This window comes from Bacillus sp. 2175, assembly GCF_057812155.1.
On sequence record NZ_JBSZSU010000007.1, the window covers coordinates 1 to 22,993 of the forward strand.

The following is a 22,993-nucleotide window of genomic DNA, read 5'->3' on the forward strand; positions in this document are numbered from 1 at the left end:
ATGAATACAGTACAAAGCGCTATCGAATTAATACTACATAAAGGGTTACGAAAATATAAATCTAAAAATTCGAAAGCTGGATTAGTATCTATTGCAACACAAGAGAAATTTGAAAGCAAAGTGTTAAATGGCAAGAAGAATAAAAAAGGTTCAGTTTTTATTACTCGTAAGAAAGAAGATTTAAGCGCCAAGTTTGGAACTAGGGGCGTAGTATTATCATCTGAAGAAGCTGTACTGGATCATGTTGGACAGGCTTCACACTGGACACCTAATGTATATAATTTTGGTACATATGGTGAAAATGGTCTTCGTACAATTGTGGGGCATACTGAAAAGAACCTACAACAAATTAACTGTTTTGTTATTGATATTGATTCAAAGTCATTCCCTATGACTGCGATTAATGATGTGGCATTAAATGCAGGTTTTGGTGTACCTACTATGATTCTTGAAACAACAAAGGGCTATCAAGTGTATTATGTGTTGGATAAAGCTGTGTACGTATCAAATAACAAGAACTTTATAGCTATTAAATCAGCGAAACGTATCTCTCAAAACCTACGAGAAATGTTTGCTGAGAGTTTGTCAAACGTGGATTTAACATGCAATCACTTTGGGTTCTTCAGAATGCCTTCAGTACAAAATGTTGTGATGTTCTTTGAGGAAAATGTGTATACATTCAAGGAGTTACAAGAGTGGAGCAAGCGACAAGACGACAACAAGGGAAATGAACAGTTTCATAATGTGATAGAGAGTCCTTTTGCTAAAAACGCTCCTGTAGAGCAACCAAAACAAATGGATGAACTATGGTTCAAACAGGTGATTAGTTGTACAAATGTATCTCCAAAACAAACGAAAGCAGGGCGAAACAATGCGATTTTCACCCTTTCTTTAGCGTGTTTCCAAAGTCAGTACGTTATTAAAGACACAATGGACTTAATGGATCAGTTTAATAGTAACCTAGAGCAACCGCTAGATCATACTGAAGTTAGAGGAATTGTTATGTCTGCGTACTCTGGAAAGTATCAGGCAGCACATAAAGATTACATAGAGCGTTTATTACAAACATATGGGGTGGGTGGACAGGCTTCAGCTTTCCGTGCGCCTTCTGTACTTTGGAAGAAACATAAGAAACAACGTAAGGATCGTGTGCGTAGTCATTGGCACGAGTGGGAAGCTGACATTATTACTTTCTTATCGATGAATTCAAATAATAAACCTGTGCTATACTTTACACAATCAGAACTGTGCGAAGCGCTTAACATTCCACGTAGTACATTAAACACGGTTCTAAAAAGGAGTACAAAAATCTATAAAACGGTTGAGGGAAAAGGCAAAACAGCAAAAACAGGACTATCTACACAAGGAATGCTAATTGCATTTGCTTTAAAGGAAAACGGAAAAAGAAGAGAGAGCTATTTAAACTATTTACAAGGGCTATTCCCTCAAATGGGTAATGTTCTTGGACAAGCAAAAACAAGTAACGCTATGGCGGAAGAAGAAACACTATACGGCATATTAGAAGGGCTACCAGCCGGTTAATTTTTAATTGTCCACTCTGCCAATACATAATTATATCTACGATACACGGTTCGGTCAGCTAGCTATAGCGTTATGGCCTTACATAGTTTATGTTTCTTTTATTCTTGGAGATTAGTCTTATACTACTAGGGTTAACTACTCATTATGGTATGTGAAATTTATAGAGGTTTACTAGAAAATTATAATATTGGTGGTGCTTACTTTGGGTAAAAATTATCCTATAGATCGTGATAGTAGAGGGCGTTACAGACACTCTTTTGTATTTATGAGGGGGGCTACTGTAGATATAAAGCTACTAAATCATGATGATTTGTTAAAAGGTAAAATTTCAACAATAGAAGAGTATTATTGTGTTCTTGATGTGGAGGGGAACGGTGCTCTGTATCAAGTAACAGTTAATTTCTCTGAAGTTAAATATATAAGGCATGAAGAGTTTCCAACTGTTGAAGAAAGATCTCCTAAGTTTAGCGAGGGGAAGAAGAAAACATCCTTTGTATTTGAGATTGGTGAACTGATAGGTTGTGTATTTAAAGATGGTAAGGGGATCAAAGGGACTTTATTGTCTGAAGATGCCTATTATCTTTATGTTAAAACTGAAAAAGAGAATTACTATACAATCATGAAGGGTGCTTTATCTTATGTTACACATGTGAAGCATGATCCATTACTTATGACAAATGATTTCTATACGAAGGAAATGAAACTAGCTGATTATAAAAAGCCTACGGAGTATGTATTTTCTGTAGAGGATACTATTACGGTTTATTTTCCTAGTGGTAAGAATGTATCAGGTGTTGTGTTGGATGAAAGTAAGTATTGGGTGTTGTTGCAGACTGAGAAGCGCCAACTAACGATTTTTAAGGGTAGTTACTCGTATTTTAAACATGAGCCTTATGAGACAAAAGCCTATTTGTATGTTGGGAACAGAAGTTTAAGAAAACAGTTAAGAAGCGAAGGGTAGCTAAAATAATAGTGCAAAAGAGAACTTTGGTTTCATTACTGAAGTTCTCTTTTTTGAAAATATGCATTATTTCATATTTGACAAGTACGGTTTATCGACAATTTACGACAAAATCTCTAGTGTTATTATGCTAAGATACGACATGCTAACATTACGTTAAAAGAATATTAAATGGATCGAGATTATTTTTTAGTTTTGTTTACTTTGATACTTCCAGACTGAAAGGTTCGATTTTAAAATAATAAATTAAAAATTAGAAATTACATAGTTCTATTCAAGGAGAAATGTTTATGCATGATAAAATAAATAAACAAGAAGAAACTAAAAAAGCGTTAATAGAATTTCTAAGAATACTTATTGATGAAATTGATTTTCAAAGAAGAACTCATGGTAAGTTAGCGGAACAAATTGGGATTAGTAGTGGCTTGTTATCAAGGCGTTTATCGGGGAAAAATCAATTCAATTTTTTGAGTTTAATTAAGTTGTTAAATATTTTATATGAAAATGATGCACTTCAAAAACAGAAATTAATACACAAGTTTTGTTTACTTACCACAAGTAAACAAAACTTACGTATTGCGATGGAGTATGCGCATGCTAAAGGAGATTTGAATCTGTTAAAACTACTCGTTGATCAGGAAAAAACATCATCCCTTGCAACAAATAGAGAATGGGCCTATGTATATGATTTGGTATGGACAAGGGGTCAAGGGACTCTTCTAGGTAAAGAGTTACTTGAAAAGTTAGAGAGTAGTAAAAAGGGTAGAGTAATAAAGACAACTGAAATGAATGCTTTATATGATGTTTTGACATGTTATATTATGTATGATATAGAAAAAGTAACCTCTTTTTTCGAATATATTGAGATATCGAAGCCGAAATTCACTGAAATAAAAGATGAATTTACTAGAAATATGTATAAAATTAGGATGAAGGAGGTTCATGCTGCTGCACATTTGTTGGGGGGAGATATAAAAACTTGTCGCAAATTATGTAATGAGATTATAGATACGGAAGATTTGTATGATGTTTTTTCGATACAAAAAGCTTCAGCATATTCGTATTTAGCTGAGTCATATACCTTTGATTGCTTTGAAACTGCATCAAGTTATGTGAAAATGGCTTTGCAATATTTAGATACATTGTATTTTAAAAGAGCGGAAGTAAGAAAAAAACAAATATTAAATACATATGGGTTTATGCAGATGGTACAGTATTTAACTAGTGAGAAACCACTTTTCAACCTAAATGATATTAAGGTGTTTCATCCTGCTGAACAAGCTTTATTAGAAACGCTAAAAGGAAATAGAGATACGGCGATAAAGATTATAAAAAATATGAAAAAAGAGAATGGATATCTATTACCAATAGAGTATTGCTATTTAGGATTGGCGATGAATGATATAGAATACATTCATAAATCTATTGAGTTATTTAGGTATAAAGGAGGAGGGTTTTATAGTGAATTACCGATTTTTATATTGAAATATTTTTCGGAAAATGGTATCATGTATAGGAGTGTAGAAAATGAAAAAAGTATTATGTGTAGTTAAAGTTTTAGTTATAGTTGCTGTTGTATTATGTACAGCTTACGAAAAAAAAGAATCATATCAGATTTCCCAAAAACATGAAAAGCCTTTACTTGCTAAAATGGTTAACCCAGGTGGCGGAGTTGGGTAATTAATTATATTTATGAATGCGATTGTCTCAAATGAGGCAATCGCATTCGCTGTTTTTAGGGATGTTTACTAAATTTCAAATTCGTAATTTAGTAAAGGATTGTGATTTGATTCACAAACTATGAAACGATAACTATATTTTAATTACTAATTATCAAGATTTTATATTAACAAAGCTAAAAAGAAGTGTTAAAATCAGAACAAACGTTCTACGCATTTCCACAATTTGTAATTTAGAAAAGTCAAAAAAAATCCCAGTTATCTAATCCGTTGATAACACTGGGTTTTCCGAAGACTTTTGATATGTAGTTTGGTTAGATGTAGCAGTTTTTGAGAAATTATGGATTGACGATAAAACACAATCGTTGTAATCTTAATTTTGAAAGATGTTTATTAGCATCTAAATTGTGAACTACTAACAATTACATAGTTACATGGGCTGAAAATAAAAAGAGCTACCAACTCTTGATATTTTCGACCTTTTAAAACAACGACCTGTTTTAGAAAGGCTGCCCACTTAATGAAGCATAACGAGATGCAACATCAATAATATTATACTGTTTCGTGTATTTATACAAGATATGTAAATGTATACGTACACGTGAGTTTAAGCAATATTATTGATGTTGTGCGGTTATCCTTCTTAAAAGTGGTTCTTCGGATTGAAGAAAAAGGCGTAGACTAAAACATTAGTTTACGCCTTTTTTGTATTCTGTAAGAAACCCATTGGCTATATGAAAATTTTATAATGCTCACCTTTATATTTGTAATTGTTTATGTGGATAGGGTTGAGTTAAGAAACTTGTTAAGTATGATGAATCTAGACCCTGAGAAAGTCTAGATACAAACTGAAATTTTAAAGATTGGAGAGAAGAACCATGAGAGAAAAAGAGTTTAGCAAAGGTACACACAGGCTTAAAGTAACAAAAGAGATGGATGTTGGCACTCTATTAAACAGAGCGCACAAAGTTAGTACATTTGATGGCAAGAATTTAGTCGTTCTCGACAATGGCAATCTGTACGATCAAACAGTTAGAAGAGAAGTTCCAGTAACAAATATGTTTAGGTATATCAAATGCGTAAGAAATAGCGATGGTATCATCATTGCCAAGAAGAATAAACCATGTGCTACATTGATGCAGGTTATTTTTGAGAGAAAAACAAAGAAAAAAGTGAAGTAGTAATACATTTGATCGATTTAATTGTGCAAGAAATACAGCACACTTGGGGTTCATAGCTTAAGGACATAATTCTTGTGTATGTTCCCCATACGTTCTTTGAAAACTTGATATAGTTGCTGGGGGAAGGGCAAATCATCGCATGCCAATCTATTTCGTGAATCTAGGAGATGCAAGACACGAATAAACCCTTAGGGACAATAGTCCGCTTGAAAATAGCAATCGATGTTGGTCTATCTGTAGCAAGCCTACAGACTACTTAAAGGGCTGTACACATGACGCCATGACGGAGAAATTCCAAAGCGATATATTTGTACAAGCATTCCTTTAACGAGAGGGCGTAACGAGACTAAACGCCCCTGTTACAAATGGAGATACTCCTTTTTCGCATTTGTATCCGACCGAATATAGACCGTTTATTTTTTAAAAATCAAGAATACAAAATATTTTTTGTAGAATTAAACAGATCAAATAGGAGTAAAAAATTATGAGTATGGAATGCCGAGAAAGGTATATTAGGCAAATAGCAAATATTCTTACAAGCAAAACAAAGCATGCAACAGGCTGCCTAATTGAAGGCAAAGATGATGTGTGTTTAGAGTTTCAAATAGAGCTAATAAACGCATTACAAGATAATGATACACTTGCTTATCATGTAGATTTCACCGATTATACAAGCGAAACTGAATGTCTTGCAGCGTTGAAAAAGGCACGTAAACAACTTAGTTCAAATAAGCAAGATGGAAAGACATTATTTCTTTCTCTAGCTTCCTTTGAACGTGTAGAGAAGAAAACAATGGATGCAGTAAAAATATTAATTGGTAGCCGATCACTAGGCATACATTTACTAGTTAGTGCAAATAAGAGATTCGTCCACTTAGTAGGATTAACAGAATACTTGGTTACAATGAACAAATCAGATGTAGTGTTTTCTCAGCTGTACCGCTATAGCACACAAAAGGTACTGGCTTCCCTAAAAAATGATTCATGGGGGGAAGCTGATGAATCATAAAATCGAGAAAATATTGAGAACAAAGAGCATTCATGTAGATTTGTTTAGATTGGATGAAAGATATGATCTCGGACAAAGTATAGATGTTTGCTGTAATAAAATGAATGTAATTCATACCTTTAAAGTGTTTAACATCACTTTGCTAAGAGGTAATCATTGGCTCGTTCATTTGCAGTAAGGTTGTAGTATAGCGCTATAAAAGTAGTGGGGTCTCAAATGTTCATATGTTAATATATTAATGTAATGAATATAAATGGAATGGAGTGTAGAGACCATGTTTAAAAGGTTTAAGTTTTTATCAGCTGTATCGGCTTTATTTATATCTATAACAGTACTGCTTGCAGGGTGTGGAGGTTCTTCAGTCCCCTATAAAAAGGGTGATACTTATAAAAATAGTAAAGACAATTTCGTTACTATTACAGCTGACAACGAATGGAGAGTTAAAGGGTATCAAAATCGTGAAGCAATTTATAAGGTGGAGCCAACGGAATATAAAGTTGATTCGTATTCAGTTGTATCAATTTCTGTAAAAGAAAAAATAAATGGTAGAGATCCTTTGCAGGTTGTAAATGATTATGAATATTACATACTTGCAACTACAGAAAAAGGCTTTAATTCTGTGTATATTGGTTCTTCGCATCCAAATGATACCAAATGGAAAGAAATCAAGAAAGAATTAGAAAGCTCTAGTGATAAAGAGGATCTTTTGAAAAAAGAGTATGAGAATAATAAGAAGACTCTAAAGAAATTCGAAAAGACAAATTAGGACATACAAATAACTGTAAGAGCAGAATCATATTAATGGTTCTGCTCTTTTTTATTGTCAAAATTAAGTAGGGCAATGGGAGGTAAGGGGATATGATCAGCCGAGATCAACTGTTATTTCCAGCTATGATAACTTTTATGGTTTTAATGATTTTGTTATTTGATGCATCGCTATCATTCATAATGATTCTTACAGAAAAGACAATGTAGTAATGGAAAACGTCAAATCAGCTGTAAAAGATGCTTGTTTGTGGTTGTTAGTTTTGGTTTTAACAACTTTAACCTGGCTGGGAATTGAAAAAATGGTTATTACCATGCTTTTAGACTAAATATATTTTTTGTGTGCAAACTCTTTTTGCACATTTTAAATGGGGGAAAGTCATGAATATTGTTGCAACATTTCATTTTGTAAGTGGTTTAAGAAGATCGACTATTATCAAATCGGAGAATATAGAGAAAGCGAGTATATTTATTAATAATAAGTTTTTTCAGGGTGTTGGACATGCAATATTTGAAGTAGAGATGCAAGAAAGTAGAGATGGATTTGAAGGTATTGATGGTAAAGTAGAAAAGTTTGAAGTGTTTCGTGATCAAGTAATGTTTATTGATTATCAAGTGAAATAATTTTATGTAAAGAGAGCAGATCCCTGGGGGCTGCTCTTTTTATGTTTTGAGATTAGCAATAAACAAAGCATATTGAGTATCTTCAATATGTTTTGTTTGTAATTAATCGATAAATTACAAGTTGATTAGAAAGTGGAGGTGTTAGCATGGTAAGGCTTGGTCAAGTCGAAAAAGCTGTTGAAATCGTGAAGGAAGAAGTACAGGAGCAAGAGAATGTAAACACAGCTGTTGTAGGTGGAATAGGAACAGGAAAAGATTTTTCTGTTATAATACCTAACATTCTGCTAGAGGAAGAAAAGAATTTAGTAGTAATAGATCCAATAGATCAAATATCAAATGTGTATACATTTAAAGAAAAACAAGGATATCATATTTTAACGTATAATTTAGAAAAAGAAGATATTTTGCGGCAGTTAAATAATGATTTAATGGCAAAAAAAGAAGAAAAACTTTTAATTCATGTAATCTTCCCTAATGAATTTTTTGGAAATCAAGAAATGAATAGTCAACGTGTTATGGAATTCTTAATGGAAATAAAAGAAATGCAAGATATAAAGTGGGGACAAGAAAAATCATTACATCTTTTCCTTATGGAATATGAAGAATATGCATCTCCTAAGTTTCATGCTATTTTTCAAACATGGTGTGGATACGGAATTAGCACCACGTTGAGCGTTCAGCATGTACTAAGATTGGATGATGTTATTCTAGATAATTGTCATTATGTACTTTATAAAAGAATACTTGATCCACAAACAGCTGAATGGATTGCAGAGAAGCTGAAATATCATCATGTAGAATTTCACTCGAAATTTTTAGTAACAAACTTATTGTTTTTACCATTGACAGCGGGTATGTTAATGGATTTACCTCTTAATTTAGGAATCTTACAGAAAAACTATAGAGATAATCCTTATGGAAATGATTCATGGACAAAACTTGTAGAAACTTACAATGCTGAGGATATTTTGGGCAGAGCGTTATATCCTAAAGTGTAAAAAAATCTAAAGATAAAGATGATAAAAGAGCAGCTCCTTAAAGGTCTGCTCTTTTTTTATAGTCAGTTGTGTATAAGAGTGGAGGTAACAGATATATTTCTTCCTCCTTTCCCCAGGTGATATAGCGTTGTTACCTCTACTCTTATGTACATCTAAAATATTTTAAACAAGATTGGTACTGAAAAAGGGTAGATCCTAAAGGGACTGCTCTTTTTGTTAAACAGTTGTATATAAAAGTAGAGGGAGGTGTTTGTATTGGTAAAAAAACCCCTAATAACGGAATACGAGTTAGCTAATTTGAAGCATAATTCAGAGAAAGAAAAACAAGTGGTGTTAGAAATTTATAGAATAGCTTTTGAAAATTTTTTAGAAAAAGAGTTTACTAGTAAATTTCTTACTAAAAAAATTAGAGAGCAAATGAATAAAGGATTTGATCATTTAGGAATAAGCCTAATGAATTGTAACATTATGGAGAACCGTACTAGTTTCAATTTTAAGGATATGATTAGAAAAACATTTTCGAATTTCTTTTGTAGGTTTTTCTATAATAGTGTCGTTATTAAATGGAAGTATTGGAAATATCGCAAAGACGTAAAAAGAATTGTAGGTATTTGTTGGGAAGATGAAATAATTGAACTTAGCATGGAAGAAATTGCAGAAGAAGTAATTTATAAGAGTAATGTTTACTTGAAAATAATTGATGATCTAGAGAAATCAGGATTAAGAGTAAGTGTGAAAGTTGATGGTGAAATCTTTATTTTACTTTTAACCTGGGGGAAATGGATGGAGACGGACAATGAAGAAGGTTAGAAAATGTAAAAAGTGCCAGGGCAAAGGTTTCATGTTCGGTAAAAATTACATAATAAAAGAGAATTCATTTGGTTATGAAACGCAGGAGTTTGGTATTAAAGTAACCTGTACTAATTGTTATGGGAAAGGTATTAAATAATTGTATGATTCTAAAAAAATATAATTGGTATTCAGAAAATAGATCCTATACTAACCGTAGCAAACGAGGGGGGAAATCATGAACAAGGAAGTCACAATAAAAATTAATGAAAAAGGTTGGGAAATGTTCGTTCAAGTTGGAGAGAACTTATATGAAGAGAAAGGTATCATGCAGAAGTTTAATGATGCTTTAAACGTAAAAGGCGTGTTAGACGAAGATGCTGCATGGATGTCAGATCCTTTGTTTCAAGTACTTAGTGAAAACTTCTTTTGCTATCAGGTAGCAAATGCCTTAATAAAAAGCTAGTAAGAGGGTGAATGTTTTGAATGCAGCAGAAAAAGAACGTAGGATAGGTCAACTGGAAGATGAAATTGGTGGTATATGGATATCTTTATTTATAGGATGTATTATGTTTTTGGCGTTACAGTGGGGAATAGAACCAATGATGAAAAATGTACTAGATAGAGAGGGTTTTCCAACTACTCTTGTTGATATTATTTTTAATTATATTATTGGTGCTGCTTTCTGGATAGGGTATATCATTGGAATTATAACTATTTTGAAGAAAAAGAAAGAAATTAGGAGATATAAAAAAGAAAAAAATTCTCCTTCAAAAATTAATATACAAAAAGATGATATAAATCAGAATCCTGTTTATGTAATTGATCATAGCAAGGATAAAAAAAATCGATATGAAAAAGGGGATAGAGATATGATGAAGCGAGTATTTAACCAAAATAACAATGTTTCTACTAATTTGGGTAAACAGAACACTAATAAAACGAGAGGTAAAGGAAGTCCAATACGTTCATACAATGGGTCTACTCATTCTTCTAATAGTACGGAAAGTAATGACATTAATAATATTGTTTTAGGTGTTGCATTAGGAAGTTCAATTTATTCTTCAGGGGATGATAATAATTGTTCCCAATCGGATTCTTCATCGATTGGTGATAGCGGCCCAAGTTGTGATTAATGGTTTCTGTTGAGGATTAATAAAATAAGAGAATGTAAAAGAAAGAGCAGATCTTAATTGGCTGCTCTTTTTTATTGGTAAAGATTAGCTATAAACAAAGCATATTAGGTAGTAATCAGTATGTTTTGTTTGTAATTAATCTCAAAAGGAAAGGCAATTTAAGAAATTAGGGAAGTGGGGATGGAGATATGAATAAGAAAAAAGCATTAATTAGTTTAGCGTACGCTATGGCGCTATATAGCTTAGTAGGTTGTTCGAATTCTACTAATACAGGTACTATGGCAGCGGAGAATGAAAAGGCTGCTACAAGTGTAAATAAAGAAGTTACAAATACCGAAGAAAATTATGAATTAGGAGAAATTAAGATTACAAATAAAGAACGAAATAAGGAATCAAGAATTGAAATTCTAGAAGCTCATATTGTTGATGATGGTGTAAGGGGAACTGATCCTCGAAATACAGCCTTACAAGAAGTAATCATTTTACATGATAAGGTACAAGATTGTAATTATCTTTATACATATAGCTCCAGTAGTACGGGATCAGGTTCAGCGACAATGAAAAAGCTAGAGTGTGGTAAGAAAGAGTAAGGTGATTCTATGAAGGGGTACCGCCAGCATTTCGGAAAAAAACCACGCTAAGAAAATCAGAGTTAAAAAATCAGAAAATATATCATTATTCCAAGACACATACAGTGTCTTTTTTTATACAAAAAATAATACAACACAATATTAATTGTGTTGTATTAGGTGTTATAATAAATATAAATCTAGGGGTTTAACGCAACACAATTTATCGATAAATAAATACTTTTAGACGCAACACAATTTATAGACGCGGAGGAAATCACATGGATGTTGCAAAACAGTTTTCTTCTTATCTTAAACAAGAGAATAAAACTGAGAACACTGTTCAGGGATACACATCAGGTATTAGACAGTACATAAAATGGTTTGAAGGTTCCTATGACAGAAAATTAACAAAATTGTACCGACAAAATATCTTAGAGTACATTAGTTATTTAAAGAATGTCAAAATGTTGAACGCCAAGTCCATTAACCACAAGATTAGTAGCCTTGCTAAATTTAATGAATTTCTAATACAGAAAGGAAGTCAACAAGATCAAGTAATTTTAAAAACAGACATGATAAAGGTTCAAACTGTCTATGCTTCTCCAACCCAAATTGTTGAATTAGATGTAAAAAAGTTTTTACAAAGTGTGTTAGAGGATAATAACAAACGTAATTATGCAATTGCCACTCTCCTAGCATATACAGGAGTACGTATTTCAGAGGCATTATCTATCAAAATGAATGACTTCAATTTACAGACTGGGGAATGTATTATTCGAAGTGGAAAAGGAGGTAAACAACGAATTGTATTACTAAATAGTAAGGTACTTAGTGCTATCAAAGATTATCTCATCGATCGAAAAACATACAGTACAGCACATGAATCTCCGTATCTTTTTATTAGTAAAAAGCGAGAAAAGCTCGACCGTACGGTCGTCAATCGTATCTTTAAATCATACAGCAATGTTATTACTCCACACCAATTACGACACTTCTTCTGTACGAATGCAATTGAAAAAGGATTTAGCATTCATGAAGTTGCAAATCAAGCTGGGCACTCTAACATCCATACGACACTACTTTACACAAATCCAAACCAACTGCAGCTAAAAAATAAAATGGAGCTCTTATAAAGGAGTAAAGGGGAAACAATGGGAGTTAAACAATTACTGTCAGAGGCACAACGAAATGAGTTAATGGATTTATCACGTTTAACAGAATGGGATTTGGTAACATTTCATACTTTTTCTAAACATGACTTACATTTAATATTAAAACACCGTAGAGGATACAATCGTTTAGGGTTCGCTCTTCAGCTTGCATTAATTCGTTATCCTGGCTGGTCCTTAACAGAATATAAAGACATTCCACAATATGTAGTGGCTTACGTTGCGAGTCAGTTACAGATTCCACCTGAAGAATTTTTAGTATATGCCAAACGTGGGAATACTTTATGGGAGCATCTTGGGGAAATTCGAACAGAATATGGATATCAGAATTTTTCTTCTGAATATAAAGAAACTTTATTACAATTTTTAGTGCAACAAGCAATGGATAACAATAATACCCTCTATTTAATTGAAATAACAATATCTACATTGCGAAAAATGAAAGTCATTCTTCCAGCTATGTATGTGATTGAAGATATCGTCTGGGAAGCAAAGCAACAAGCAGATCAGAAAGTGTATAGTATACTACATGACGGTTTGGTCCAAGAACAAAAAGATCAATTAGATGCGTTACTTTTACCAACTATAAATGGTAAATCTCCATTAGCATGGCTAAAAGATGTACCGGCCCAGCCTTCACCAGAATCATTTTTAAAAGTAATAGACCGATTACAATTTGTTCAAAAAATTGGTCTTACTATTGATACCACAAAAATTAATACAAATCGTCTTCGGCAGCTCGCTAGATTAGGATCAAAATATGAGCCATATGCTTTTAGACGATTCAATGAAGTAAAAAGATATAGTATGTTAGTCTCATTTTTATTGGAGATTACACAAGACCTTATAGATTACGCAATTGAAATTCATGATCGTCTTATGATGAATCTTCAAACAAAAGGGAAAAAAGAACAAGACGAAATACAGCAAGCAAATGGGAAAAAATTAAACGAGAAGATTTTACAATTTATTACTGTATGCGGGACACTAATTGAGGCAAAAGAAACGGGTAAAGATGCTTTTGCAGCCCTAGATGAAGTAATGTCATGGAATGAGATGGTCGAATCTGTTGAAGAAGCAAAACAACTATCACGGCCTTTAAATTATGACTATTTGGATTTGTTAAATACTCGTTATTCCTATGTTAGACGATATGCACCTACTTTATTACGCAGTCTTCATTTTAGAGCGACGAAATCTGGAGAACCCGTTTTACAAGCACTTGATACGATTCATGAATTGAATGAAACAGGTAAACGAAAAGTGCCTCATGGCGCTCCCTTACACTTTGTATCTAACCGTTGGCAAAAACATGTATATGATGATGACGGAAACATTAATCGGCACTATTATGAATTGGCAGCTTTAACCGAGTTAAGAAATCATATTCGTTCAGGAGATATTTTTGTATCAGGCAGTAGACATCATAAGGCATTTGATGATTATCTTATACCGTATGATGAATGGAACGAAGTTTCAAACATTCCAAATGGCCTTACAGCCCCTTTAAAAGCTGAAGATTATATAACTGACCGAATAAACCGATTAAATGAACATTTAGAATGGTTATCAAAAAATAGCGAGAAATTAGAAGGAGTAGATATTAGTCAAGGAAAACTACATGTTGAGCGATTGGATAGAGGAACTCCAGAAGAAGCAAAAGCATTTAGTAAACTTCTTCATAGTATGTTACCCAGAATAAAACTGACAGATTTACTAATAGAAGTGGCCAGTTGGACTGGATTTCATGATCAATTTATCCACGCCTCTACCAATCAATCTCCTGATCAAGAGGAACAGAATATTGTATTAGCTACTTTGATGGCAATGGGGACAAATATAGGTCTTACAAAAATGGCGGAAGCTACCCCTGGAATCTCCTATAGACAAATGGCAAATGCTTCACAATGGAGAATGTATGATGATGCAATGGTTCGCGCTCAATCTATTCTCGTGAATTTCCAAAAGGAACAAAAGTTATCATCCTATTGGGGAGATGGGACAACTTCTTCTTCTGATGGTATGCGTTTATCCATTGCTGTACGTTCTCTACATGCAGATTCCAATCCACACTATGGAACGGGAAAAGGTGGAACCATTTATCGATTTGTAAGTGATCAGCTATCTGCCTATCATGTGAAAGTCATTACTACCAATGCACGAGATGCTCTTCATGTATTAGATGGGCTTCTTCATCATGAAACAGATTTAAAAATTGAAGAACATTACACAGATACAGCTGGATATACAGATCAAGTTTTCGCTTTAACACACTTGTTGGGATTTCGATTTGCTCCTCGTATTCGTGATTTGGCAGATACTAAGCTTTTTTCTATACCTGGTGGAGAAGAATATGAAAATGTTCAAGCACTTTTAAAAGGAAAAATTAATGTAAAGTTAATAAAAGAAAACTATGAAGATATTAGAAGGTTGGCATACTCGGTTCAAACAGGAAAAGTATCTAGCGCTCTTATCATGGGGAAGCTCGGATCATATGCAAGACAAAATAAACTCGCAACAGCACTTGGAGAAATGGGACGAATCGAGAAAACCCTCTTTACGCTGGATTACATATCTAATAAAGCCGTAAGGAGACGGGTTCAAAAAGGTTTAAATAAAGGAGAAGCAATCAATGCATTAGCTAGAATTATATTTTTTGGACAACGTGGAGAATTTAGAGAACGTGCTCTCCAAGACCAGTTACAAAGAGCTAGTGCACTAAACATAATTATTAACGCTATAAGTGTGTGGAACACTGTATATATGGAAAAAGCCGTAGAAGAATTAAAAGCAAGAGGAGAATTTAGAGAAGATTTAATGCCATATGCGTGGCCGTTAGGATGGGAACATATCAATTTTCTTGGAGAATACAAATTTGAAGGATTACATGACACTGGGCAAATGAATTTACGTCCTTTACGTATAAAAGAGCCGTTTTATTCTTAATATAACGGCTCTTTTTATAGAAAAAATCCTTAGCGTGGTTTTTTTCCGAAATGCTGGCGGTACCCCATGAAGAAGCTAATAAAAATGATATTTAGTATAGAGTGTCTCATATTTGCACTGATGATATGGTTTTTCTTATGGTCTTATACATGGATGACTAATGAAGCAAAAGAGGATAAGGTAAAATCCCTACAAACTTATGAAAATATTAAAATAGCAGAAGAGTTAATTGCAAAGGAACTAAATAAGGATATTAAAAACATTAAGTTATTTGATAATAGACATGGCAAAGAACTAAATAATCAAAAATGGGTAGAAGAGGACATGAATTGTAATGTCAAAACGGATGATGGAAAGTATAAAGTGTATTTTAATGTCAAAAAAATAATTGATAAAAAAACGAATACTGAAATGTATGCCCCTAAAAATATTGAAAAGTTAGTAAGGGAGTAACTTAAAATGGTCAATATTATTATCATTTCAGGAATTGTTTTTCTAATATTAGTATTGCTAGTTCTTTATATCCATTGGCTAATAAATTAAAGGGAGAGAAGAAGTATGAAAATAAAAGAAACAGATTGTAAATATACGTATTGGGAAGAATCAATAAAAATGTTTTATAAAAAGCAAGAATGGGAACGAAAAAGACAGCAAGAAAATCAAGGAAAACGAGAAGGTAAGTAGCATGGATTCGCAAACAAAGAAGAATACCAGATCTAAAATAGGGTTAATTAAAGTAATAAGCATAATTATCTTTATTGTTGGAGGGCTAGTTTATATAGGAATTAGTTGGGAGGAGTATCTTGATAAGAGCAATAAGGCGCATGCTATAAAGATAGAACAAACCCATGAAAATATAAAAATAGCAGAAGGGATGATTGAAAAAGAATTAAATATTAGTAGCAAATATTTCAAAATGCTCGGTACACGCACTCTTTTATTTTTATCAGAAGATGCAGAACTAAACACCAATACGGATGCATATTGGGTAAGTAAAGATATAACATGTAAAGTACAAGTTAATGGTGAGAATTATAGCGTTACTTTTGAAACTCAAAAAGTAGATAGTGAAAATGAAGAATTAGAAATGTATGAACCAGTAAAAATTAACAAGATCATAAAGGAGCAGAAATAGTATGAAAAAATTCTTACTAGGATTTGTTCTTATAGGGCTTGTTGGTTGTGTAGATGTTGATAAGCCGGTAACAGGGGATTCTGAAGCTGTACAAGAGATTTCAAGTGAGAAAGAAGGTATTAAGGTTTTTGTAGATAAAGAGACAGGGTGTGAGTATTTATATAGAAATAAATTTGTTGGAAATGTTACATATGGTGGAATGACAATTAGACTAGATGAACAGGGTAAACCGAAAGGGTGTAAAAAAATCTCTGAGCAAAATTACAACTAAATATGGAGGGTTACAATGTCAGTTTATATTGAAGGAATTCATGAGGATTATACTTATGGATTCCTTTTTTACTCTAAAAATAAAAGAATTGTTTTGGATGATGGAGTTCAAGAGTACCCAATAGATGAAGCAGAAGTACTCCTGGAAAAAGAATTCGTGTTTATAGATGAGTTAAGGAAGCTTGATCCATTAAAAGTACCAGGATTAAGAGCAAGGATTAAATTACAAGTGAATTAAATAGAAATCAAAAGTCTATCAAAGCCTATTGGTAGACTTTTTAGTTTTATTTAAACAGTAATGAAGTTGGAAGGGAGGAGAGAATATAATGCCAGTCTTTCATGTTTGGTATAAAAAAGGAATAACAGATGAAGATAAATTACATCAAATTGTCAGGTCGAAAAATGAAAATAAGGCAATATTAAAAAGTGATGCTTATAAGGAGGGAAGGTGTATAGATGATGTGGGAATAGAAAAATATGAGTGCCTTAAAGCGGAATTCGGTATGTCTTTAAGGGAGGAGTTATTCGAGCTTGGATGGGCATTTCGATGTGCGAAATGTTATCAGGTAGTAGGTGATGGCATAATATTAACCAAAGTATTCCGTGGAATATTTTGTGAATGTTGCAAGGAACAGAATGCCAAAGAAATTGATGAGTATTCACATTTTAGAAAAGTTATTGATGCAAGGCTAACTTATATATTTCGTATTAGTTGTTTGCTCATCATAATTGGGACGTGCATGGCTGGATATATTTATGATGGGATTTCATTACCAGGATTTGTTATGAGTTATCTTTTATGGTGTACAAACTGGCTGTTTTATTATATTTCTGTTAATCAATCAACGTTTGAGCCTGAGAGTGACCTGAAAAAAGATTCGATTGCAATAGGCGGTTTTACGTTTATCCCTATTGTGATAAATTTGCTTGTTACTGGTGAAATTCCTAATTGGTTATACCTTGATTGGTTTAATAGCCAGTGGTTAAATTTAAGTTCGTTTTTAATATTAGCTGTAATTTTAATGATAATAGCGTATATTATCATATTTATATTCTGTGTATTAGTGCATGAAGCGATACCTTCTTTAATACGATGGTTAAAACGACAAAGAAAGAGCTATTGGATTGATTTAAATTATGGTGATTGGGTTATTTATAAAGGATGTACTTGTCAGGTAATAAGTTCTAATACTTTATTTCATAGTAATAGATATTCTGTAACTCTTGATGAATGGAGTTACCTTAGTATTGAAAGTATCACTCGCTTAGATGGTTATTTTATAGTTGAAAATAAAAAAAACATAACTGTATTTATGGATGAGGATGAGATTGAAAGAGTAGCAACAGAGGAAGAAATTCAACAAGAAATAAATAGAAGAAGTAAATTCAAGATATATGAGTTTAAGGAAAGATATGGGTTAGAATTCACATGTGAGCAATATGGACCTGAACTCATAGACAATCGATTTTATTCAGAGGGTATCATGTTTAATAATACCAAAGTTAAGAGCAAGGATTAAATTACAAGTGAATTAAATGGAAATCAAAAGTCTATCAAAAATATATGGTAGGCTTTTTAGTTTTATTTAATAAGGAGTGGTTAAGAGTGCTGAACAAAGTAACTATTGAGTTTGGAGAAGGAACAAAAGCCTGGAAGGATATGCAGGATGTAATGACTATTTTAAAAGAAAAAGGATATTCTGTTGAACCTTATGAGGAAATTGGCACTGTAAAACTAACTAAGGGGATTGTTGATGAGATGTCTGAAGAAGATAGAGGAGCAGAGTCATTAGCAGCGGTATACCATTCTAAGTAAATTGTCATAGCGCTATGATTCGACTGAAAGGAGGTTTATATGGAAGAAAGAGCAAGAAGTCCAACCAATCCCCTTCTCTCATGTGAGGATAGATCCTCATGGTTGTAAAGAGAGGAGGAATACGATTGTGGTTTAGAAGGTCATTTAGTTTACTATTTGTTGTTATGCTTCTGTTTGGAAGCTTGGCCGACTTTGTATCAATTGGACATGCAGAAAGTACATCGGACCAGAAACAGGCTCAAGAGAAAAAAACGGACGATGTGACTGTGCTGCAAGAAAAATCTGATCTGAAGAGTACGGGAACTAATCCAAGCGAGGTAGTTGTAGCAAATGGTAAAAAAGGTAGTGAGTTGTTTGATTTTGAAGCCTTTATTAAGCCTTCAGACATTGTAGATGGAACAGCACCTTTTGATTCGAATGATGAAGCAGGTAATGATTCTAGCCCTAATAATGGCATTGTAAGGACGTTTGATACAGTAACGTACCCATTGAAAGTGACGATTAATCCTAAGAAGAATGAAACGTTAAAAAATATTAAGATGAAAATCACTGGTACATTAGAAAATGGAATTACAAACAAGCGTGTTAATGCAAAATTTGCTGTTGGTGGTAAAGAGGATTTGGAAAAGGGTATTGTTTCTTTTGATATGGAATACACGTTAAAGGAAACAGGTAACTCCTTAATGATTCCTGTTACGGTGGAAGTACAAGGGGCGGAGCATGGATTGAAATTAAAGCCTAACATTAAAATCCAGGTTATAAGTGTAGATGGGAAAGATATTGCAAATGAAAATGTATCGCAATCATTTGATGGTATTAGTCCCGTTACTACTTCAGGAAAGGTTAATGTAAAGGCTCGCTTTACTGCTTCTTATGGTGGAATGCCTAGATTGGATTATAAGGTTTATGATCCCAATGCAAAAGAGGATGATCGTACAATCATATATCCAGTTGCTTTAGATTTATTTGTAAATAATTTACCAAACCGAACTGATTTACGAGGAGCTACATTCCCTGCTGGAAAGATTAATTATCACTTTAATTTTTCAGGAAAAGTCGATTGGGATTATAAATCGTTAGGTGCAGAAACATTGAATTTTGAGGGTCGGGATAAACCGATAAAGATCTTTAACTATCAGGCTATTGATAAAATAGTAGATAAAGTGCCACAAGAAGGTACGGAAAGTTTTGAAATTGGTATGAAGGGCTATAAAGATCCTCGTACTGAGACAGCAAACAGTCCTAAATCATATATTCCAAAAGATATATGGAATGCTAGTGATATTGATAAATACACGATTGACAGTGTATGGGATAGTGGAACAGTACGTTTGAATAAACCAGAAATTACAAAGGATCGTGTAGGTTATACGGGTAGTATAGAAGACTATGTAATTGGTTCAACTTTCCCAACGATGATGTCAAGGCCAGGTTATTCAGTAATTCCTACCTTCGGAAAGAATGAAAAAGCATTTTCAAGCACACGTTTCTTAATACATTCAACAAATGAATATTATCCTGTACTGGGTAAAAATAATAAGGATAATCTACCGAATAATGTTTTTTATTATTTAGAATTTGTTATTGATTCTTATGAGGATGGCAAGGGTAATACAATTCCTTATAACACTGTTGGAAGATACACGCTTACCGAAAGGAATAACCCTAAAGGTGCATACTCCATACAAACTACATTCCATACAACAGATCATAAGGAGTTAGGTACACCAAATGTTGGCTATAGCGCTGTATCTAAAGGAGATCCAACAGTTATAGTAGGACAAAATGTAAAAGTCGTTAGTCATTTGAATGTTCGTGCTGTTACAGAAGGTGGTACAACGATGATTTATAAGTGGAATACAGATTCGTTTTATCTATCTAAAAATAGTGCGGAAACAGCTAGGAAGAACATGTTAAACGAGGGGTATCCCAACACTTCTGCGGGAAGGGTTACAAATAGTGATAAACAAAAAATCTATTTTGGAATATCTAAAAAAGGAGATAATTCTTTTGAAACACTAACCCAAAACAAAGATGAGGATTATGATTGGTATAGCACATATGATGAAGCAAAGAAACAAGGTGAAGTAGCTGCTATCAAAAATGATATTAATGCATCTATGGGGGATGGTGAGGTTGTAGCATGGAATATTCCATTAGAGGTAAAAACAAAGAAAATAGGTAGTGTTAATGAAAAAGGAACGCCAAACATAACGGTTACGGATTCAATAGTGTATCCTTCAGCTGATAGAAAAGTGGGTTATCGAGTACGTGGTGAAGGGAAATATAATAACTTTACTGAGTATGATGAAAAGGGAAATATAACAAAACTGCAATCTCCTGTAGGAAGTACTGTGAATTTTGAAACGCTAGGCATTATGAATGGTGAGACGAGTAGTGATGTGAAAACAAATAAAAATACTTACTACAGTTCAGATAATGTTAGTGTAACCGTTGATAATTTAGTAAAGTTACCTGATGCAATGGATTATAATTCATTAGATGAAAAAGTAGAAATGAGAGTGAAAATACCAAAAGGTCTTGATTATGTGGTTGGTTCTGCTAAATATGGTGATCAGTATATCGAACCAAAAATTGAGCAACAAAATGATGGAAGTAATCATTTGATTTGGCATGACACATTGACTCGTGGTAATAAAACGCTCAAAAAAATCAACTTTGAGACAAGAATTAATCCTGTACTACTTCCGCAAGGAAATCAGGTAGGTTTGGAAATTACGAATGTTCTTAGTAGTGCGATGGACACAAGGGCAGAAAAATTTAGGACAAGTTCTAAGAATATTTCAGTTGTGAAAATTGGTATGGTTGGTGTTAGTGAAACAATTGAGAAAGTGACAGGGAAAAAGAACAGTGACTATGTGGTCGGTGTTCAACCGTATACGACAATCAAAGATGAGTCACATATTAAGGCACTTACATATGTTCCAAGAAATAAGGATCATAATGGATCTGCTTTTAATGGTGTTACTTTCTTGAGACAAATAGCACTAGAAAATGCTAATAATAAGAACGTTGAAATATGGCTTAATAACAGCTTTGTTGAATCAAATAATCCAAACAAAATTGATTTAAAGTCAAATGGTTGGTATAGGTATACAGGAGAGCAGGATCTATCAAAAGTGGTCTCTATTTTGCTGTATATAAATGATTCATTAAGTAGCAGCGATATTGTAAAAATGAATCTTGTTTACGGCACACATAAAAATGAATTTGGAGATTTTTACGTAAGTAAAACAGTGGTAAATACCTCTGTTGATTACAAATTATCTCCTGTTTCTAACCAGGTGAAATATACAATTGTAGCAGATGCAAATTTAGGTCTTAGAAAAATAAGAATCGATACTGCACCTGCTGATATTGGTTTGCCAGTAATTGTACGTTTAGACAAGGACATCATTTATGAGGACTCTAATAAGAGTAATGTTGCTGTTAACTTATATGATAAGTCTGATAATAAGTTGGTAGACAGTAAAGTATATACAATTCAGGAATTACCGGAGGAAATAAAATTCAAGGTAGATCCTAAATTTTTAAAGAAAAATAATAAGAGAAACTACGAGGTTAGATTTGAAAAAGTCAATAAAGAATCTATTTTTATCGTAGATGGGAAAGGAAAAGTAGATACGGATGGTTATACTTCTTCTGAAGAAACTGTAAAGGCAAATACAAAAGCATCTACTGAGTTAAAATATAAAGGCGTTATAATGACGGAGCGTGAAGTCGGAAAAGAGATGGAAGTCTTTTATGAAACACTTACAATTCCGTTAAAACAGCTACCTAAACAAAAAACTGGCTATGGTTTTGAGTTGAAACCATTAGTTAGTTATAACAATGAATTAGCGGTTTCTTATGATGTTAAGACAAATGCTTTAGTAGATAAGAGATTAATTGATTCTCATTTGAATTATGAGAAAAAAGGTGATCAATTTGTTGTTCCTTTAGAAGAAGCTGAGAAAACAGGCAGCACGGACAAAAAGAACACTGATTATCTTTTTGAATTGCCACATATTAATGTGGAACAAAAAACGGGTAATTTATTTACAGACCAACAAGTAAAAGACCATGATCCACGTATTAAGAATGCAATAAAGGATGGGAAGCGAAAGTTATATGTTCCTATTTGGGCAGATCTGGGAGAATACAACGTTTTAATAGTATCGGGAATCCCTATAGGCGCTAATAAAGTTAACTTTGAGGTAACACAACCATTAAATTTATATGCATATATGTACGGGACAATTGGCTCGAAAACCCTGGAAGATGATGAATTACTGTTAGAGCCTGTTGATCCAAAAAATCCTTTCTCAAATGGCAAACCGCCTGGTTGGTCAGATGTAGATGTTGCTTGGTTAAAGCAATAGGAAAGGAGATGAAAAATGT

Annotated in this window: 24 protein-coding genes; all 24 read left to right on the forward strand. The window is 33.2% G+C overall.

The genetic code is table 11. From position 1 onward, the window contains the following. The 24 genes from repS (at position 1) to ACXKY9_RS28370 (ending at position 22,974) form a co-directional block, all read left to right on the forward strand. Positions 1 to 1,542, forward strand: a complete 1,542-nt coding sequence (gene repS / locus ACXKY9_RS28255) for a replication initiation protein RepS (protein WP_016097341.1) — start codon at positions 1 to 3, stop codon at positions 1,540 to 1,542. A 202-nt stretch (positions 1,543 to 1,744) separates the two neighbouring features. Continuing rightward, complete coding sequence (locus tag ACXKY9_RS28260) at positions 1,745 to 2,503, forward strand: hypothetical protein (RefSeq protein ID WP_021729741.1); 759 nt, start codon at positions 1,745 to 1,747, stop codon at positions 2,501 to 2,503. 290 nt (positions 2,504 to 2,793) lie between these two features. Continuing rightward, a complete protein-coding gene (locus ACXKY9_RS28265) occupies positions 2,794 to 4,056 on the forward strand; it encodes an AimR family lysis-lysogeny pheromone receptor (protein WP_016097515.1) in 1,263 nt (420 codons plus the stop codon). Next, positions 4,031 to 4,183, forward strand: a complete 153-nt coding sequence (locus ACXKY9_RS28270) for a hypothetical protein (protein ID WP_016097514.1) — start codon at positions 4,031 to 4,033, stop codon at positions 4,181 to 4,183. The genes ACXKY9_RS28265 and ACXKY9_RS28270 overlap by 26 nt, the downstream gene beginning before the upstream one ends. Before the next feature lie 877 nt (positions 4,184 to 5,060). Further along, on the forward strand, positions 5,061 to 5,363 hold the full coding sequence (locus ACXKY9_RS28275) for a hypothetical protein (RefSeq protein WP_016097513.1): 303 nt from the start codon (positions 5,061 to 5,063) through the stop codon (positions 5,361 to 5,363). Between the two features lie 484 nt (positions 5,364 to 5,847). Continuing rightward, a complete protein-coding gene (locus tag ACXKY9_RS28280) occupies positions 5,848 to 6,372 on the forward strand; it encodes a hypothetical protein (RefSeq protein WP_016097512.1) in 525 nt (174 codons plus the stop codon). After that, the gene (locus tag ACXKY9_RS28285) at positions 6,362 to 6,550 is read left to right on the forward strand and encodes a hypothetical protein (protein WP_021729740.1); all 189 of its coding nucleotides are present in this window, start codon (positions 6,362 to 6,364) and stop codon (positions 6,548 to 6,550) included. Before ACXKY9_RS28280 ends, ACXKY9_RS28285 begins: the two co-directional genes overlap by 11 nt. A gap of 96 nt (positions 6,551 to 6,646) precedes the next feature. Continuing rightward, entirely contained in the window at positions 6,647 to 7,138 is a 492-nt protein-coding gene (locus ACXKY9_RS28290) for a DUF5512 family protein (RefSeq protein ID WP_016097511.1), read from the forward strand. A 380-nt stretch (positions 7,139 to 7,518) separates the two neighbouring features. Continuing rightward, complete coding sequence (locus ACXKY9_RS28295; protein WP_016097509.1) at positions 7,519 to 7,761, forward strand: hypothetical protein; 243 nt, start codon at positions 7,519 to 7,521, stop codon at positions 7,759 to 7,761. A gap of 146 nt (positions 7,762 to 7,907) precedes the next feature. Beyond that, on the forward strand, positions 7,908 to 8,759 hold the full coding sequence (locus tag ACXKY9_RS28300) for a type IV secretory system conjugative DNA transfer family protein (protein ID WP_073340412.1): 852 nt from the start codon (positions 7,908 to 7,910) through the stop codon (positions 8,757 to 8,759). 246 nt (positions 8,760 to 9,005) lie between these two features. Beyond that, a complete protein-coding gene (locus ACXKY9_RS28305) occupies positions 9,006 to 9,569 on the forward strand; it encodes a hypothetical protein (protein WP_073340416.1) in 564 nt (187 codons plus the stop codon). A gap of 217 nt (positions 9,570 to 9,786) precedes the next feature. Next, positions 9,787 to 10,014: a hypothetical protein gene (locus ACXKY9_RS28310; protein ID WP_016097505.1), complete on the forward strand. Its 228-nt coding sequence runs from the start codon at positions 9,787 to 9,789 to the stop codon at positions 10,012 to 10,014. Positions 10,015 to 10,030: 16 nt separating this feature from the next. After that, positions 10,031 to 10,684 (forward strand): hypothetical protein, encoded by a 654-nt coding sequence (locus ACXKY9_RS28315; RefSeq protein ID WP_016097504.1) that lies wholly within the window; start codon positions 10,031 to 10,033, stop codon positions 10,682 to 10,684. A gap of 188 nt (positions 10,685 to 10,872) precedes the next feature. Further along, positions 10,873 to 11,274 carry a hypothetical protein gene (locus tag ACXKY9_RS28320; protein WP_016097503.1) on the forward strand — a complete coding sequence of 134 codons (402 nt, stop codon included), beginning with the start codon at positions 10,873 to 10,875 and terminating at the stop codon, positions 11,272 to 11,274. Positions 11,275 to 11,534: 260 nt separating this feature from the next. Next, positions 11,535 to 12,389: a TnP I resolvase gene (tnpI, locus tag ACXKY9_RS28325; protein WP_000382147.1), complete on the forward strand. Its 855-nt coding sequence runs from the start codon at positions 11,535 to 11,537 to the stop codon at positions 12,387 to 12,389. 18 nt (positions 12,390 to 12,407) lie between these two features. Beyond that, complete coding sequence (locus tag ACXKY9_RS28330) at positions 12,408 to 15,371, forward strand: Tn3 family transposase (protein ID WP_000538375.1); 2,964 nt, start codon at positions 12,408 to 12,410, stop codon at positions 15,369 to 15,371. Between the two features lie 153 nt (positions 15,372 to 15,524). Continuing rightward, positions 15,525 to 15,824, forward strand: a complete 300-nt coding sequence (locus tag ACXKY9_RS28335) for a hypothetical protein (RefSeq protein WP_228522939.1) — start codon at positions 15,525 to 15,527, stop codon at positions 15,822 to 15,824. Between the two features lie 105 nt (positions 15,825 to 15,929). Next, positions 15,930 to 16,055, forward strand: a complete 126-nt coding sequence (locus tag ACXKY9_RS28340; RefSeq protein WP_016097501.1) for a hypothetical protein — start codon at positions 15,930 to 15,932, stop codon at positions 16,053 to 16,055. Position 16,056: 1 nt separating this feature from the next. Next, positions 16,057 to 16,506: a hypothetical protein gene (locus ACXKY9_RS28345; protein ID WP_016097500.1), complete on the forward strand. Its 450-nt coding sequence runs from the start codon at positions 16,057 to 16,059 to the stop codon at positions 16,504 to 16,506. Between the two features lies 1 nt (position 16,507). After that, positions 16,508 to 16,777: a DUF6440 family protein gene (locus ACXKY9_RS28350; protein ID WP_016097499.1), complete on the forward strand. Its 270-nt coding sequence runs from the start codon at positions 16,508 to 16,510 to the stop codon at positions 16,775 to 16,777. A gap of 15 nt (positions 16,778 to 16,792) precedes the next feature. Continuing rightward, positions 16,793 to 17,014: a hypothetical protein gene (locus tag ACXKY9_RS28355; protein ID WP_016097498.1), complete on the forward strand. Its 222-nt coding sequence runs from the start codon at positions 16,793 to 16,795 to the stop codon at positions 17,012 to 17,014. An 88-nt stretch (positions 17,015 to 17,102) separates the two neighbouring features. Beyond that, entirely contained in the window at positions 17,103 to 18,296 is a 1,194-nt protein-coding gene (locus ACXKY9_RS28360) for a hypothetical protein (RefSeq protein WP_016097497.1), read from the forward strand. 86 nt (positions 18,297 to 18,382) lie between these two features. Further along, the gene (locus ACXKY9_RS28365; RefSeq protein WP_021729731.1) at positions 18,383 to 18,592 is read left to right on the forward strand and encodes a DUF8088 domain-containing protein; all 210 of its coding nucleotides are present in this window, start codon (positions 18,383 to 18,385) and stop codon (positions 18,590 to 18,592) included. Between the two features lie 98 nt (positions 18,593 to 18,690). Continuing rightward, positions 18,691 to 22,974 carry a hypothetical protein gene (locus ACXKY9_RS28370; RefSeq protein WP_044129296.1) on the forward strand — a complete coding sequence of 1,428 codons (4,284 nt, stop codon included), beginning with the start codon at positions 18,691 to 18,693 and terminating at the stop codon, positions 22,972 to 22,974. Positions 22,975 to 22,993: the final 19 nt, after the last annotated feature.